General features: G+C 58.4%; 14 protein-coding genes and 1 pseudogene. 10 read left to right on the forward strand and 5 right to left on the reverse strand.

What is annotated here, in order from left to right:
* Positions 1 to 7: 7 nt before the first annotated feature.
* From RZS32_RS00690 to RZS32_RS00705, 4 genes and pseudogenes are all read right to left on the reverse strand, one after another.
* Positions 8 to 1,000 (reverse strand): molybdopterin-binding protein, encoded by a 993-nt coding sequence (locus RZS32_RS00690; RefSeq protein WP_317055124.1) that lies wholly within the window; start codon positions 998 to 1,000, stop codon positions 8 to 10.
* A complete protein-coding gene (locus tag RZS32_RS00695; RefSeq protein WP_317055125.1) occupies positions 997 to 1,965 on the reverse strand; it encodes an XdhC family protein in 969 nt (322 codons plus the stop codon). The genes RZS32_RS00690 and RZS32_RS00695 overlap by 4 nt, the downstream gene beginning before the upstream one ends.
* A gap of 38 nt (positions 1,966 to 2,003) precedes the next feature.
* Positions 2,004 to 3,256, reverse strand: a pseudogene (locus RZS32_RS00700) (vWA domain-containing protein).
* 60 nt (positions 3,257 to 3,316) lie between these two features.
* The gene (locus tag RZS32_RS00705) at positions 3,317 to 4,225 is read right to left on the reverse strand and encodes an AAA family ATPase (protein ID WP_339106756.1); all 909 of its coding nucleotides are present in this window, start codon (positions 4,223 to 4,225) and stop codon (positions 3,317 to 3,319) included.
* A 182-nt stretch (positions 4,226 to 4,407) separates the two neighbouring features.
* Here RZS32_RS00705 and RZS32_RS00710 point away from each other — a divergent pair, with 182 nt between their 5' ends.
* From RZS32_RS00710 to RZS32_RS00725, 4 genes are all read left to right on the forward strand, one after another.
* Positions 4,408 to 5,373 carry a phosphoadenosine phosphosulfate reductase gene (locus RZS32_RS00710; RefSeq protein ID WP_317055128.1) on the forward strand — a complete coding sequence of 322 codons (966 nt, stop codon included), beginning with the start codon at positions 4,408 to 4,410 and terminating at the stop codon, positions 5,371 to 5,373.
* Between the two features lie 65 nt (positions 5,374 to 5,438).
* The gene (pyrC, locus tag RZS32_RS00715) at positions 5,439 to 6,476 is read left to right on the forward strand and encodes a dihydroorotase (RefSeq protein ID WP_317055129.1); all 1,038 of its coding nucleotides are present in this window, start codon (positions 5,439 to 5,441) and stop codon (positions 6,474 to 6,476) included.
* 64 nt (positions 6,477 to 6,540) lie between these two features.
* Positions 6,541 to 7,215 carry an orotate phosphoribosyltransferase gene (locus RZS32_RS00720; protein ID WP_317055130.1) on the forward strand — a complete coding sequence of 225 codons (675 nt, stop codon included), beginning with the start codon at positions 6,541 to 6,543 and terminating at the stop codon, positions 7,213 to 7,215.
* Between the two features lie 234 nt (positions 7,216 to 7,449).
* Positions 7,450 to 8,940 carry a replicative DNA helicase gene (locus tag RZS32_RS00725; RefSeq protein ID WP_317055131.1) on the forward strand — a complete coding sequence of 497 codons (1,491 nt, stop codon included), beginning with the start codon at positions 7,450 to 7,452 and terminating at the stop codon, positions 8,938 to 8,940.
* Between the two features lie 251 nt (positions 8,941 to 9,191).
* Here RZS32_RS00725 and RZS32_RS00730 read toward each other — a convergent pair whose 3' ends face one another.
* The gene (locus tag RZS32_RS00730) at positions 9,192 to 9,740 is read right to left on the reverse strand and encodes a hypothetical protein (RefSeq protein ID WP_317055132.1); all 549 of its coding nucleotides are present in this window, start codon (positions 9,738 to 9,740) and stop codon (positions 9,192 to 9,194) included.
* A 208-nt stretch (positions 9,741 to 9,948) separates the two neighbouring features.
* Here RZS32_RS00730 and alr point away from each other — a divergent pair, with 208 nt between their 5' ends.
* From alr to radA, 6 genes are all read left to right on the forward strand, one after another.
* A complete protein-coding gene (gene alr / locus RZS32_RS00735) occupies positions 9,949 to 10,986 on the forward strand; it encodes an alanine racemase (protein ID WP_317055133.1) in 1,038 nt (345 codons plus the stop codon).
* The gene (locus tag RZS32_RS00740) at positions 10,983 to 11,768 is read left to right on the forward strand and encodes an MlaE family ABC transporter permease (protein WP_317055134.1); all 786 of its coding nucleotides are present in this window, start codon (positions 10,983 to 10,985) and stop codon (positions 11,766 to 11,768) included. The genes alr and RZS32_RS00740 overlap by 4 nt, the downstream gene beginning before the upstream one ends.
* The gene (locus RZS32_RS00745; protein WP_317055135.1) at positions 11,765 to 12,511 is read left to right on the forward strand and encodes an ABC transporter ATP-binding protein; all 747 of its coding nucleotides are present in this window, start codon (positions 11,765 to 11,767) and stop codon (positions 12,509 to 12,511) included. The genes RZS32_RS00740 and RZS32_RS00745 overlap by 4 nt, the downstream gene beginning before the upstream one ends.
* Positions 12,512 to 12,588: 77 nt before the next feature.
* A complete protein-coding gene (locus RZS32_RS00750; protein ID WP_317055136.1) occupies positions 12,589 to 13,047 on the forward strand; it encodes a paraquat-inducible protein A in 459 nt (152 codons plus the stop codon).
* Between the two features lie 125 nt (positions 13,048 to 13,172).
* Positions 13,173 to 13,958 carry a DNA repair protein gene (locus tag RZS32_RS00755; RefSeq protein WP_317055137.1) on the forward strand — a complete coding sequence of 262 codons (786 nt, stop codon included), beginning with the start codon at positions 13,173 to 13,175 and terminating at the stop codon, positions 13,956 to 13,958.
* A 60-nt stretch (positions 13,959 to 14,018) separates the two neighbouring features.
* Complete coding sequence (gene radA / locus RZS32_RS00760; protein ID WP_317055138.1) at positions 14,019 to 15,383, forward strand: DNA repair protein RadA; 1,365 nt, start codon at positions 14,019 to 14,021, stop codon at positions 15,381 to 15,383.
* Positions 15,384 to 15,407 lie beyond the last annotated feature (24 nt).

Consider the following 15,407-nt stretch of genomic DNA (forward strand, 5'->3'; position numbering starts at 1 on the left):
CACCCGCTTAGCGCCCGCTCATGCGCCGCGGCTGAGGCCGGGTTGGGATTTCCTTGAGCAATCCGCCCACGCCCATCGCTGCAAAATCCCGCCCCGAAATGGGCACACCGCATGCCACGCGGGAGAGCACCCAATCGGCGCCGTGAAGCACCGGAGACCGCGCGCTGTTGGGCAGGCCAATGACCGGTTGGTCCTTTAACTGACCCAGAAAGAGCAAATTGCCCGGATCCACGGGTATGCCAAACCGCGTCACATCTCCACCGGCCCGGCGCAGCGCCTCAGGCGCCGTGTCCCGTGCATCTGATGTGGCCGACCCTGTCAGGATGAGAATGACATCGGCACTGGCCGAAGAAATGGCATCTGACAAAGCCGGGATTTCATGCGGACAGCTCAGTGTTTGACTGAGCCGCATGCCCAGACCCGTAAGCCGGTCACGGATGGCGTCCACGCCACGCAGGCCCGGACCTTCTGCTGTGTCACTCACGATCAGGCTGGCCGTAGCGTATTTCGGAGCAGCCAGGCGGAGCGACCCGCGTACCAACCGCGCAGCCTGCGTCACCGCCGTCTCCGATACAGCGTAGGAAATGATTTTAACGGTCGCGACCATGCCGCCCGCATGGACCTGAAACAGGGGCGCGACGGTGGCCAATGTGATCATCGGATCTATCTCATTGGCGGCCGTAATTTTATCTTTGTCGATCAGAACAACACCCGGCTTGTCGGCAATCAGGTTTACGCGCCCGGTAAACGGGTTGCTCAAACTGAGGTGCTCTGCATCGCCCAAGGCAGCCCGAGCCAGAAGTTGCGCCGCGGCATCTTCATGCACGTCGCCTTGCTCCAGTTCGGCGACAGTGACCTCTGCCAGTCCCTCAGCGCGCAGTTTCGCGATGTCCTCGGCATCGAGGACTTGACCTTTGCGCAGGCGCCCACCGGTCAGGCGTTCGGAATGTGCCAGAATCGCGCCCTCTGCATGAGCCAATGGGACAGAGGCGAATTTCATGCACCTTGCCTCAAGACGCTGATCATTTGCGACAGGATGGCCACGGCAATCTCGGATGGGCTTGACGCCCCAATGTCCAGACCGATCGGGCCGTGGATGCGTGCGATCTCAGCGTCGGAAAAGCCCTTTTCCGTCATCCGCGCTACACGTTTCGCATGGGTTCGGGTCGAGCCAAGCGCCCCGATATAGAACACGTCGGACCGCAGCGCCGCCTCAAGCGCCGGATCATCCAGCTTGGGGTCATGGGTCAAAAGAACCAACGCCGTGCGCGTGTCCAAACCATAGGCTGCCACGCCCTCATCGGGCCAGTCATGCAGGATCGTCTCGCCGGGAAAGCGCGCCTCGGACCCAAAGCTTTCGCGAGGGTCAATGAGAAGGGGGTCAAACCCGGCAATCCGAGCCATCGGCACCAATGCCTGCGCGATATGCACGGCTCCGACGATAATCATCCGCAAAGGTGGATTGTGTATTGCGATGAATGTCTCGCCGTCCTCCTCAAAGCCCGAGCGGTCCATGCGAAACCGGTCGGCATGTCCATCACGCACCAGCCGTCTTTCAGCGGTCATGCCTGTCACATAGGCCACTGGCTCCCGCGCATCCCGCGCCGCAACAAGCTCTTCCAAAAGCGACACAGGCATCACCGCGCCTATCGGCTCCACCAACACCCGAATGGTGCCGCCGCAGGCCAGCCCGACCGCAAAGGCATCGCCATCGCTCACGCCATATTCCAGCATCACAGGTTTGCCGTCTTCGATCGCATCGAGCGCTTCGGCCACGACCGCGCCTTCGACACAGCCGCCCGAGACCGAGCCTTCTATTTCTGCATCGCTGGAAATCACCAGCTGGCTGCCTACGCGGCGCGGCGCGCTGCCCCAGGTTTGCACCACCGTCGCCAAAGCAACGCCCTTGCCCGCGCGGTGCCAGTCCAAAGCAATCTCAGATATCGTGTCAAAGCGGTCTGTCATGGGCGCACTATGATCCTGCACGCGGCGCGTTACAAGGCTCAGAGCATCGCCATCAACCTGGCCTTTTCGCCCATGTCGCCCGCCTTTGAAATTGCATCGGCCAGATCTTCGAGCGTGGCAATGGAATGGCCTGCCCGAAAGGCATCCACATGCGGCAGCATGGCGCGAATGCCCGTGGCTTTTGGGGCAAATCCATCCCAGCGCAGCAGCGGGTTGAGCCAGATGAGGCGACGGGACGACAGATGCAGCCGCTGCATTTCATGTGCAAGGCTGTCGGCATCATCGCGATCAAGCCCATCGGTGATCAAAAGCACCACCGCGCCCTGCCCCACAACCCGCCGTGACCAGTCACGATTAAAGCTGTGCAAACACGCCCCGATCCGTGTGCCGCCTTCCCAATCCTGCGCTTCCTGCCCCGCCGCAGCCAGTGCTGCATCCACATCGCGCGTGGCCAGGTGCCGGGTGATATTGGTCAGCCGAGTGCCAAAGGTGAAGGCATGGACCTTCGCCCAGCCTGCGCCCTTCTCATTTGCCACGGCGTGCAGAAAGTGCAGCACCATGCGGCTATACTGGCTCATCGAGCCGGAAATGTCGCAGAGCACCACCAGATTGGGCCAGCGCGGGCGGGGCTTTTGCAGATGAATGCGCCGCATCTCGCCGCCGCGCCGCATCGCCGCGCGCAGCGTCTTGCGCGCATCAATGCGGTGACCCGTATGGGATGGCATGCCCCGGCGTGAGGCAAAGGGTTTGACCGGCAGGCTGAGCCGCGACAGCATGCGCGCGGCATAGGCGATCTCGGACGTGCTCATCTGCTCAAAATCCAGCGTCTTGAGCTTTTCCTCGCGGCTCATGGTGAGCGAGGCGTCGATCTCGATCAGCGTCTCTTTGCCCTCATCGTCGCGCGCCTCTGGCACCTCCGGCTCAATACCATCCAAAAGCGCCTCTGCCGCACGCTTCTCGGCTGCCTTTGCCGTCCGATCTTCCTGCACGCCACGGATCGCAGGCAGCATGAGCGACATCATATGTTCCATGTAGCGTGGATCGCGCCAGTAAAGCCGGAAGACCTGCGCAAACACCGCCCGCTGTTCGGGGCGGTTCACAAAACAGGCGCGCAGGGTAAAGAAGAAGTCCTGCTTTGAAGTGAACCCCGCCGCCTCCACCGCCCGAATGGCATCCATCACCCGCCCTGGCCCAACAGGCAGCCCCGCTTTGCGCAAAGCACGCGCAAAATGGGTGATGTTGTGCGTGAGCTTGGGGTTTTCGGGGAGATCGAGGGGGCGTATTCAGGCATATCTTTTGATTGGGGGCTTCACCCCCAAGCCCCTAGGGTATTTTTGACAAGAAAGAAGCACTACGCGATCTCCAAACTCGCCTTCGCCTCATCCAAGATCCGCTTGGCCTCGGATCCCTGCAGCTTGGCAATGTCATCCTGATACTTCAGGATCGCGCCCAGCGTGTCGGCGATGACCTCGGGACTGAGGCTGATCACATCAAGCGCCAGAAGGCATTTGGCCCAGTCTATGGTTTCGGCCACGCCGGGCTTTTTAAACAGATCTTCGGTGCGCAGCTGCTGCACAAAGGCCACCACCTCTTGGCTGAGGCTCGCGGCAGCTTCCGGGGCGCGGGCGTGCAGGATCTCGATTTCACGCTCGAAACTGGGGTAATCCACCCAATGATAGAGGCAGCGCCGTTTGAGGGCGTCATGCACCTCGCGGGTGCGGTTTGACGTCAGAACCACAATGGGCGGCTCGGGCGCCGTGATTGTGCCCAATTCCGGGATCGTTACCTGAAAATCACTGAGAGCTTCGAGTAGGAAAGCCTCAAACGGCTCGTCTGTACGGTCCAACTCGTCAATCAGAAGCACTGGAGGCCCACCCTCCTGCGGGCGCATGGCCTCAAGCAAGGGGCGCTCGATCAGGAATTCTTCACTAAAGAGCGCTGTGTTCAATGCCTCGCTTTTGACCTCCCCCGCCGCTTCCGCCGCTCGAATGGCGATCATCTGCTGCGCGAAATTCCATTCATAAACCGCGCTCGATGCATCCAACCCCTCATAGCATTGCAGCCGAATGAGCCGCCGGCCCAGCCCGGTGGCTAATGCCTTGGCAATCTCGGTCTTTCCCACCCCGGCCTCGCCTTCCAGGAAAATCGGCCGCCCCAGCCGCAGCGCCAGAAACACAACGGTGCTCAGAGCCCGGTCGCAGACATAGTTCTGCCCGGCCAAAAGCCGATCTACATCGTCTATCGTCTCCAGTGCGGTCATGGGCACTCCTTCCTGCTCAGAGAACTGCATGTCCACCTTCCAAGGTCAAGGCCAGCGCCGCCAAGGCCACACGACCTCGACCCGCCAAAACCCTTCAATTTTCATGATTTTGCCCAGATTGATGCCTAGCGTTTCCCCCAGAAAGCCGCGCAAAGCGGCCCATTGTAGTTTGAGGATCGAGCATGAGTTCCGATTATCCTTCTGTGCTGGACATCTCTTTGTCCGGGCTCAGCTGGGAAGAATGGCTGGAGCGGTTGGCCGCCGCCATGCCGCCTGACGGGTATGCGAAATCCTTGGGATCCAAGCACGGCGCTGTCTATATCGCCGGAAAACCGACCCTTCTGGTGAGCTTTGAAGCCTTTGACACCCTGAGCGACACGTCGACTGATGCCCAACCGATCGGCTGGCAAATGGCCAAGGCTCTGGGCTGGTCACATCTCTGCCTGACTTGCACAGGGCGCACATGGTTCCGTGAAGGACGGGTCTACGGCTTTTTCGATGAACTGATTGATGATGGGTTCTTTGAGGAGTTTGATCAGGTGATTTTTTACGGCGCGGGTCCCTGTGGATATGCCGCCGCGGCCTATTCAGTGGCCTCTCCGGGCGCGCGCGTCTTGGCTATTCAGCCGCAAGCCACGCTTGATCCGCGTCTCACCGAATGGGATGACCGGTTTCGCCGCATGCGCCGTCTCGATTTCACCACGCGGTACGGCTATGCGCCAGATATGCTGGATGCCGCCGACAAGGCGTTCATTCTTTACGATCCGGAAATCGAAGAAGACGCCATGCATGCCGCCCTCTTCAAACGCTCCAATGTAACGCGTTTTCGCATGCGATTTATGGGCCCCCGTTTGGATCAGGGCCTTATTCGCATGAAAGTGCTGTTGCGCCTGCTGGCTCAGATGAGCGCCGACAAGCTCGACATCCTAAGCCTTGCACGCCTGTTCCGTGTCCGGCGCGAAGACCCGCCCTACCTCAAATCTGCCCTGGCAAGGCTGGAGGATGGCGGCCGGCTCTATCTCACGGCTCAGTTTTGCAATCACGTACTGCAGAATACGCCCGGACCAAGGTTTCGCCGCGCGCTGCGCGCCGCCTATGAACGTGCGGAGGAACAAAGTGTCTTGATGCCTGAACGGGACTTTCTCTAGCGCATTTCGCGAAAGGCAGGAACGTCTCTGGCGGTTGCAGCTTTGATTGTGTAAGCCACAATCCCATGAGCCAGAGCCTGACCATCCCCCGCCCTGATGATTGGCATTTGCACCTGCGTGATGGTGCAGTCTTGCATGCCGTTCTACCCGAAACCGCCCGGCATTTCGGCCGCGCGATCATCATGCCCAATCTGGTGCCACCTGTGGTGACAGGCAAGGACGCCGCCGCCTATCGGGATCGCATTCTGTCGGCGCTGCCGGAGGGCATGGAATTTGAGCCTCTGATGACACTTTACCTGACTGAGGACACCGATGCCGAAGATGTCGCCGCCGCTCATGAGAGTGGGTTGATCAAAGCGGTGAAACTCTATCCGGCTGGCGCTACTACCAACTCTGCATCTGGCGTAAGAGATTTTGAAAAAGTTCGCGGCGTATTGGAAAAAATGGCTGAAATCGGCCTGCCGCTTTGTGTCCATGGTGAGGTCACCGATTCTGAGATCGATATTTTCGACCGCGAGGCCGTGTTCATCGATCGCGTTCTGGATCCGCTGCGGCGCGCCACGCCGGGTCTGCGGGTGGTTATGGAACATATCACCACGCAGAACGGCGTCGACTACGTGAAAGCAAATGAGATTGACCTTGGCGCAACCATCACCACGCACCATCTGGTAATCAACCGCAATCATCTGTTGGTGGGCGGCATCCGACCGCACTACTACTGCCTGCCCGTGGCCAAACGCGAGGAACACCGCCTGGCCCTTCGCGTTGCTGCGACTTCGGGCGATGCGCGATTTTTCCTCGGCACCGACAGCGCACCGCACACTGATCCCAACAAGGAAAGCGCCTGCGGGTGCGCGGGCTGCTTCACAGCCTGCAACACGCTCTCGATCCTGGCCGAAGTGTTCGAACAAGAAAATGCGCTCGACACCCTCGCCGGGTTTGCCTCGGAACACGGCCCCGCCTTCTACGGCTTGCCGGTTAACACCGAGACGATCACGCTCACCAAGGGCGACCCTGTCAGCTACCCGAAAAAGATCGACACCGAAGACGGGCCAGTCACGGTCTTTGATCCGCAAATGCCGCTGCATTGGTATGTGACTTGATCTTTCTTTTTGCTCCAAATATCCCCGCCGGAGGCATCCCGCAGCCACCAAAAAGGACGCACACATGATCCCCAGCACCTTTCCCGACCGAGCTGAAATCGCCCGCCTCTCGGCGCGCATGCTGTTGGAAATCGAGGCGGTGCATTTTAACGCGGAAGACCCCTTCACACTGGCCAGCGGCCTTCCCAGCCCGACCTATATCGACTGTCGCAAGCTCATCTCCTTCCCGCGCATCAGGTCCACGCTGATGGATTTTCTGACCGTCACCGTGATGCGCAATGCAGGCTTTGAGGCCTTCACCAACGTGGCGGGCGGTGAGACCGCGGGCATTCCTTTCGGCGCGCTGGTGGCCGAACGCATGGCCCTGCCCATGACCTATGTGCGCAAAAAGCCCAAGGGATATGGGCGCAACGCCCGGATCGAAGGCGTGATGGGCGAGACTGACCGCGTGCTTCTGGTTGAGGATCTGACCACCGATGGGGGCTCAAAGCTGAGCTTTGTCGATGCCATACGAGAAACCGGCGCCAGCTGTGGCCACACGGCTGTGATCTTCTACTATGGCATTTTTCCTGAAACCGAAGAAACACTCGGGGATCACGGCGTAACGCTGCATCACCTGTGCACCTGGTGGGACGTGCTGGCCGAGGCGCGGGCGCAGGGTGCTTTTGACGCCGCCACACTTGATGGTGTCGAATCGTTTCTGCAAGACCCACGCGCCTGGCAGGCCGCGCGAAGCTGAGTCGCGGCGCGCCACCTCCGTGTAAAGACAATTTTGCAAAAAATTTTTACGCGCGTTTCCGCCTGCTTGCAGCGTAACCTGAGAAAACGCCAAACGATATGTTGACGGAAACGACTTCTACTCGGCAAGATATGGTATCGAGCGGATATCCACATGCTATCCACATAAAGATACAATTTGCACCGCTCCGACGGTGTTTTGTAAGACACCTCCCCACGGGACATGGGGCTAAAGATGACAGAAATTGCGAGCTTAAACACCAACGATACAGGCGTCGAAAACCTTGAGACGATGCCGCATTCCATTGAAGCGGAACAACAGCTTCTGGGGGCAGTCCTGACCAATAATGACATCTACGACCGGGTGGCCAACCTGATCGGGCCGCAGCATTTCTATGATCCTGTCCACGCGCGGATATTCGAGACCGCGGCAGCGCGCATCGCCAAGGGCAACCTGGCCTCTCCAGTGACGCTGAAAACCTTTCTCGAAGACGACGAGGGACTGAAGGAACTGGGCGGCCCGGCCTATCTTGCCCGACTGGCCGGTGCCGCCATTTCCGCCTTTGCCGCGCGTGATTACGCACAAATGATCTATGACATGGCCGTGCGCCGCGAGTTGATTGGCCTGGGCCATGAAATCGCTGGCAAGGCCATACGCGCCGAAGTGGACAGTGAGCCCCGCGATCAGATCGTGGAGGCCGAACAAAAGCTCTACAAGCTTTCCGAACAAGGCCAATCCGAGACCGGATTTCAAAGCTTTCTCAAGGCGGTAACAGACGCAGTTAATGTCGCCAACGCCGCCTATCAGCGCGACGGCGGCCTCGCAGGCATCTCCACGGGCCTGACGGATATGGACAAAAAGCTGGGCGGTTTGCACCGCTCGGACCTTCTTATTCTCGCAGGACGCCCCTCGATGGGCAAAACCTCCCTTGCGACCAATATCGCTTTCAATATTGCGAAAGCCTACAAACGCGGGGCGCTTCCCGATGGCTCTGAAGGGGCCGTCGATGGCGGTGTCGTGGGCTTCTATTCGCTCGAAATGAGCGCCGAGCAGCTCGCCGCGCGGGTTCTGTCAGAGGCATCAGAAGTGCCCTCAGAGCAGATCCGGCGCGGCGACATGACCGAAGCGGAGTTCCGCCGCTTCGTCGAGGCGGCCAAAACGCTCGAATCGTGCCCTCTTTACATCGACGACACCCCCGCTTTGCCTATCTCCCAGCTTGCGGCGCGTGCCCGTCGGCTGAAGCGGACGCATGGGCTGGATGTCCTGATTGTGGACTATCTCCAGCTCGTGCGCCCCGCTTCGGCGAAAGACAGCCGTGTGAACGAAGTCTCTGAAATCACTCAAGGATTAAAGGCGATTGCCAAAGAGCTGGATATTCCAGTGGTGGCCCTCTCGCAGCTCAGCCGTCAGGTGGAATCACGTGACGACAAACGCCCGCAGTTGAGCGACCTGCGCGAATCCGGCTCGATTGAGCAGGATGCGGATGTGGTTATGTTCGTCTTCCGCGAGGAATACTATGCGGAGCGCGAAAAACCATCGGACGACAAACTTGAAGAAATGGCCGCGTGGCAAGAACGCATGGCACGGCTTAGCGGCCGCGCCGAGGTGGTTATCGGCAAGCAGCGCCACGGACCCATTGGCACCGTGGAACTGAGCTTCGAGGGCCGCTTCACCCGGTTTGGAAACCTCGTCAAACCCTGGCAGCAGGACAGTCAGGAGTTCTAAAATCTTTGTGGTTTAAATCATGCACGCCACAATATATTGATATTTTTGCAAATAAGTCATTGAAATCGAGCACTGTTCATACCATCTTAACACTGTTGGTGAGATACAGAGTGTTGAAAAGAAACACCTTGTCCCAACAGGCTGAAAGCAGTATGCAGAAACCCGTCTCTATGCTGAGACATGTATGAGGATTTTTGACATGACAGGACCAGATCCAATTATTGTGTAACCCAGCGGGTTATGACGAACCGTCATTGCCCCATTCGTTTCGCATCTAATTTGTCGCCAATAGACTTTTTCTTTACTCCAAGTTCATCGTCCGACAAGTCAAATTTCTCCCTGTCAAACCGCGTCAAATTTAGTGACGCATATTCTTTCTCAAAATCCCGCAACAACGCTGCACCGCAAACTGATGCGGTACGAGCTGTTCGCTTGATCACATCAACCGCATTACAACGCCCTTCAAGGCTCAAGGTTCGGTAGCTTGGATAATTTACACCCTCGATCTGCACCCAAATTTTTTCGAGCAAACCATAAAATTGAACACATTGCTGCAAAGTCTGATCAGAGATCGAGTGAATGCCGTTCAGATGTGCGCGGTAAATCTCGGTATGGCGTGCATCAGTAATGTGCGGCACGAGCTTGCAATCATCTTCCAGCTTTTGGCGAAGCTCACTGAGTGGTGGCGAACGCTCTAGAAAGATATCCATGTCACACGTGTTGAAATCAATCTCCGCATAAAGCGCGCGGGCCAAATTGTCTTGCGCTGTTTTTTTGCCGTGCCTGCGCCCGATTGTCATCAATCCAACGTTTCCCAAACCAAATTACAAAGCCAAGAGTAGGTGCAAGAAAGGTGAGAAAGAACCTGATATTGATCGCGTCCATATTAGCCCCTGTATTGCTTTCACCTTTAAAGCTTAGTGGTGAGATCAATTCAACCAAGGACTGTAATGCCGAAATTCTTCTTTCTACTTGACCCTTCTCACCATCCTGTCAAAACCACCCCCCATGAGCACCGGACAGCTGACCATTGATCTTGATGCCATCGTCGCCAACTGGCGCGCGCTGGATGCCAAAACCGCAGGCGAGACCGCTGCGGTGGTCAAGGCCGATGCCTATGGGCTTGGTATGGCCCGTGTGGCGCGGGCGCTGGCTCGGGCTGGCGTGCGCACGTTTTGTGTCGCTGTTGCTGAAGAAGGTGCGACACTGCGCGAAGCCTTGGGTCCAGGCCCGGCTATTCACGTGTTCTCAGGCCACATGGCAGGCGACGCGGACATGATCCGCGATATGGATCTCATGCCGATGATCAACTCGGTCGATCAACTCATCCGCCATCTTGAGGCCGCGCCGCTGGCACGTTTCGGGATCCAGCTTGATACCGGGATGAACCGGCTTGGCATGGAGCCACCCGAATGGGCCGCCATACGCGAAATGGCACTTGCCGCGCATCCACTTTTGATCATGTCACATCTGGCTTGCGCCGATGAACCAGACCATCCGATGAATGCGCAGCAACTGGTCGCTTTCGCAGAGATGACCGATGGGCTGAATGTTCCGCGCTCCTTGGCGGCAACCGGCGGGATTCTCTTGGGCGAGGCCTTTCATTTCGATCTCTGCCGTCCTGGCGTGGGCCTTTACGGTGGCCTGCCCTTTGCGGATGCCACCGCTGTGGCGAGCCTTGATCTTCCCGTGATCCAGACCCGTGAGTTGGCCGAGGGTGAAACGGTCGGCTATGGCAACACCTTCACGGCCAAGAAACCCACCCGCATCGCAACCGTGTCGTCTGGCTATGCCGATGGCATCATTCGCGCCATGGGACCAAAGGCCATTCTCTATGCGGACGGTGTGCCCTGCCCTGTTGCAGGCCGGATTTCAATGGATTCGATCAGCGTTGACATCACCGAAATGACCAGCGATCCCAAAGCGTTGCGACTTCTTGGTCCAGATCAGACTGTTGATGATCTGGCCAAGAATGCGGGTACAATCGGCTATGAAATCCTGACGTCTCTTGGGGCGCGCTACGCGCGGCGTTACAGCGGCGGATGACCCTCATCCTCTCTCCTCTGGCGGCGCTTGGGCGCAATACACTGGCGGCGCTGGCCATGCTGGGACGCGTGACACTCTTTATGCTGTCCGCGTTTTCACACATCCTGCGACCGCCGTTTTACCCACGCGAACTTCTGCATGCTTTGTTGCAGGTTGGTTGGCTGTCGCTGCCGGTCGTGGGCCTTACTGCGATCTTCACCGGCGGCGCGCTTGCGTTGCAAATCTATTCTGGCGGCGCGCGGTTCAATGCTGAGGCCGTGGTGCCGCAGATCGTGGCCATCGGTATGGTGCGGGAGCTTGGCCCCGTTTTGGTGGGTTTGATGATCGCCGCGCGCGTGACCTCTTCTATCGCCGCTGAAATTGCCACGATGAAAGTGACCGAGCAGATCGACGCGCTCACAACGCTGTCGACACATCCGATGAAATACCTCGTCGCCCCACGCGTCCTGGCCGCCCTCATCACCGTGCCCATCCTGGTGGGCATCGGCGATATCATTGGCATCCTGGGCGGCTATACTGTGGCTGTGCAAAATCTGGGCTTCAATGCCGCCACCTATATGCAGAACACCGTCAATTTCCTTGAGGCCCGCGACATCATCTCCAGCCTTGTGAAAGGCGGCGTGTTTGGTGTCATCGCGGCCCTCATGGGATGTTACTACGGCATGGACTCAGGCCGCGGTGCCCAAGGCGTAGGTCGCGCCACCAAAGGTTCAGTGCAGGCAGCAGCCGTGCTCATCCTGGCCGCGAATTTCATCCTCACGGGGGTGTTTTTCTCGATATGATTGAACTCAACGACGTCCATAAAGCTTTTGGCGACAATCACGTTCTGCGGGGGGTGAACCTCAACATCCCCAAAGGCACATCGATGGTGATCATCGGGGGTTCGGGCACAGGCAAATCCGTAGCGCTGAAATGTGTGCTTGGGCTTATTCACCCTGACAGCGGGCTCATCACGCTGGACGGTAAGGACGTGACCAAAGGTGACCGCGATGCGTTTCTGGCGCGATTTGGCATGCTCTTTCAGGGCGGCGCGCTCTTTGACTCACTACCCGTCTGGCAAAACGTGGCCTTCCGCCTTTTGCGCGGGTCTTTGAAACGGCCCAAAGACGAGGCGCGTGAGATTGCCATCGAAAAACTGCGCCGTGTGGGGCTGACCCCGGATCAAGCCGACAAGTTTCCCGCCGAGCTTTCGGGCGGCATGCAAAAGCGTGTGGGACTGGCCCGCGCCATCGCTGCCGAGCCGGAAATCATCTTTTTCGATGAACCGACCACGGGCCTTGATCCCATCATGTCCGGCGTGATCAACGAGCTCATTCGCGAGATCGTGGTCGAGATGGGCGCCACGGCCATGACCATCACCCATGACATGACGAGCGTCCGCGCGATTGCCGACAATGTGGCGATGCTTCACGGCGGTAAAATCCGCTGGACCGGGCCTGTGGCCGAGATGGACGCCTCTGGCGATCCCTATCTGGAGCAGTTTATTACGGGATCTGCTGAAGGGCCGATTGAGGCGGTTCGGTGAGAAGCGCCTAAACTTTTCTGAAAAGTTTAGGCAAAAGCCTTTAGAAGGCTTTTGCGGCACCGCATGAAGGACGGACCATGCTCAAATATCTCAACCTCACGCTGCTGATCCTCTTTCCCATCGCCTGGTTTGCCCCACTGATGCGCGCAGGGCTTCTGCCGCTTTTCGGCCTCAGTGAGATTTCGGTCATCACCGGTTTGCAATCGCTTTGGGAAAGCGATGTCTTTCTCGCCCTGCTCGTCACTTTCTTCGCCCTTTTCGCGCCCTACCTCAAAACCATCGGCCTTGCCCTCATCCACTTTGGGTATCTCAGACGCACGACCCTGCCCGTCCTGCACGTCCTGGGCAAACTCGCCATGGCCGATGTTTTCCTCATCGCGCTTTACATCACATTGACCAAAGGCATTGGGGTGGGCCGGATTGAGACCGCCTGGGGGCTTTATCTCTTCACGGCGTGTATCCTTGCTTCCATCGCTATTGGCTTTGCCACGGAGAAGCGCGCACGCGCTGGTGATCGTGGTGTGAACAGGAATTAAGTCAATAAAACCAAAATTTTAGGTAAGTCTTTCAGGTTTGCACCAAACGGTGATGCCAATGTGTATGCACGCTCGGCAACTTCCTGCCTACATGAGTGCAGAACCACTTCTATTGGGGGAAGAAAATGACCAGAACCATGCGCACCGCCGCCGCGATTGTCAGTCAGGCTTTGAACCGACTGGCGCTCCTTGCTTTTTCCATCGCCGCGTTATTGCTCGTCGGAGCAACAGCGCTGGCCTCATTCGGCCTCCTGCCCTGGCTAGAGTTTCAGGCCACATTCGGCGGAACCGTCTATGACAATGCAGGCCAAATCGCACAGATCACACTCACCGCTCTGGCAGTTCTTCTCTGTGCCTTTCTGCCTGCAAACTTCCGGATCATGGCGCTGGAAAACTCGCATCGCAAGTTTCACCTCTCGATGCAGGATGTGACCCAAGCCTACGCCACAACGCATGCCGCTGACCGTGCGGGCATGTTCAACATCAAAACCGAATTTGACGGCATTCGCGAGCGCCTGGCCTATATGCGAGAGCATCCGGATCTTGAGACGCTTGAACCGCAGATCCTTGAGATAGCAGCACAGATGTCTTTCATCAGCCGGGATTTGGCCGAGGTCTATTCTGATGACAAGGTCGACCGCGCCCGAGCCTTCCTCAAACAACGCCAGCAGGAGGTCGAGATCTTCAATCAGCGCATTGATCAGGCGAAAGGGGTCATTCACAGCCTGAAACACTGGTCTCAGGACGTTGAAACCGAGGAAAGCATCGCGCAAAGTCAGATCGCACGGCTGCGCGAGGAGTTGCAGGACATCCTGCCCGAGCTGGAGCAAGAGCCAGAGCTCGCCCTGCCCGAGTTTGAGCCACCCAAAAACGGCTATGTCTTTGGCCTTCACCAGACGCCTGCAGAGTGAGCAATCTTTCCAGGCAGATGACCATTTGACCCGCGCCCCGGCATCAGGCATGACCGAGGCATGGGCAAAACTGCTTCCTTTTCGTGCACCGCATGCGGTGCTGTGCATTCCAAATGGTCTGGGCGGTGCGAGGCGTGCGGCGAGTGGAACACGATTGTCGAAGAGGCACAACTTTCGACCGGCCCGGCCTCCAAATCTCTGGGTTCTAAACGTGGCACACCCATTCAACTAGCCGATCTGGCCACCGAAGAGGCCCCGCCCCCGCGCACGCAATCGGGCATAGCAGAGCTTGACCGCGTTTTGGGCGGCGGGCTTGTCCCGTCTTCAGCGATTTTGGTGGGGGGCGATCCGGGCATCGGCAAATCCACCTTGCTGTTGCAGGCTGCGGCCAAGTTCGGCGCTGCGGGGGTTAAGGTGTTCTATGTCTCAGGCGAAGAGGCCAGCGCTCAGGTGCGCCTGCGTGCCCAGCGGCTTGGCCTTGGCGATGCACCGGTGCAGCTGGCCACAGCCACCTCGCTGCGCGATATTCTCACAACGCTCGAGGCCGAAAAACCCGATCTCGTGATCATTGACTCGATTCAGACCATGTGGGCCGACAATGTCGAAAGCGCGCCGGGCTCCGTGGCGCAGGTCCGCGCCTCGGCCCATGAGCTGACCACCTTTGCCAAGCGAAAGGGCACGTCCGTCATACTCGTGGGCCACGTCACCAAGGAGGGCCAGATCGCAGGTCCCCGTGTTGTCGAGCATATGGTCGACACCGTGCTTTATTTTGAAGGCGAACGCGGACATCAGTTCCGTATTTTGCGCAGCGTCAAAAACCGATTTGGCCCGGCAGATGAAATCGGCGTTTTTGAGATGACTGGTGCTGGGCTGGCCGAAGTAACCAACCCCTCTGCGCTTTTCCTGTCAGACAGAGGCGATCCTGCGCCGGGTTCCGTCGTGTTTGCAGGCATCGAAGGCACACGGCCTGTTCTGGTCGAAATGCAGGCGCTTGTCGCCCCCACTCCGCATTCCCAGCCCCGACGCGCTGTGGTGGGCTGGGACAGCGCGCGTCTCGCCATGATTCTGGCGGTGCTGGAGGCGCGGTGTGGCATTCCCTTTGCGGGCTTGGATGTCTATCTCAACGTCGCAGGCGGCATCAAAATCAGCGAACCCGCCGCCGATCTGGCCGTTGCAGCCGCCCTCTTGAGTGCCCGAGAAGACACAGCATTGCCCCAAAACTGTGTCCTTTTCGGCGAAATCAGCCTGTCTGGTGCCCTCAGACCGGTTGCTCAAACCGGAAACAGGTTGAAAGAGGCCAAAAAACTTGGTTTCACATCAGCCATCCTTCCTTCGGGTGGAAAATCCGAGGGGTCGGGCGGGCTGACGCTCACGCAGATGAGTGATCTGACCGGCTTTGTAGGTGAGATTTTCGGCGCGGGCTGACCTGCGTCATTGGGACAGGAAAGA

This window comes from Roseovarius sp. W115 (assembly GCF_032842945.2).
GTDB classification, from domain to species: Bacteria; Pseudomonadota; Alphaproteobacteria; order Rhodobacterales; family Rhodobacteraceae; genus Roseovarius; species Roseovarius rhodophyticola.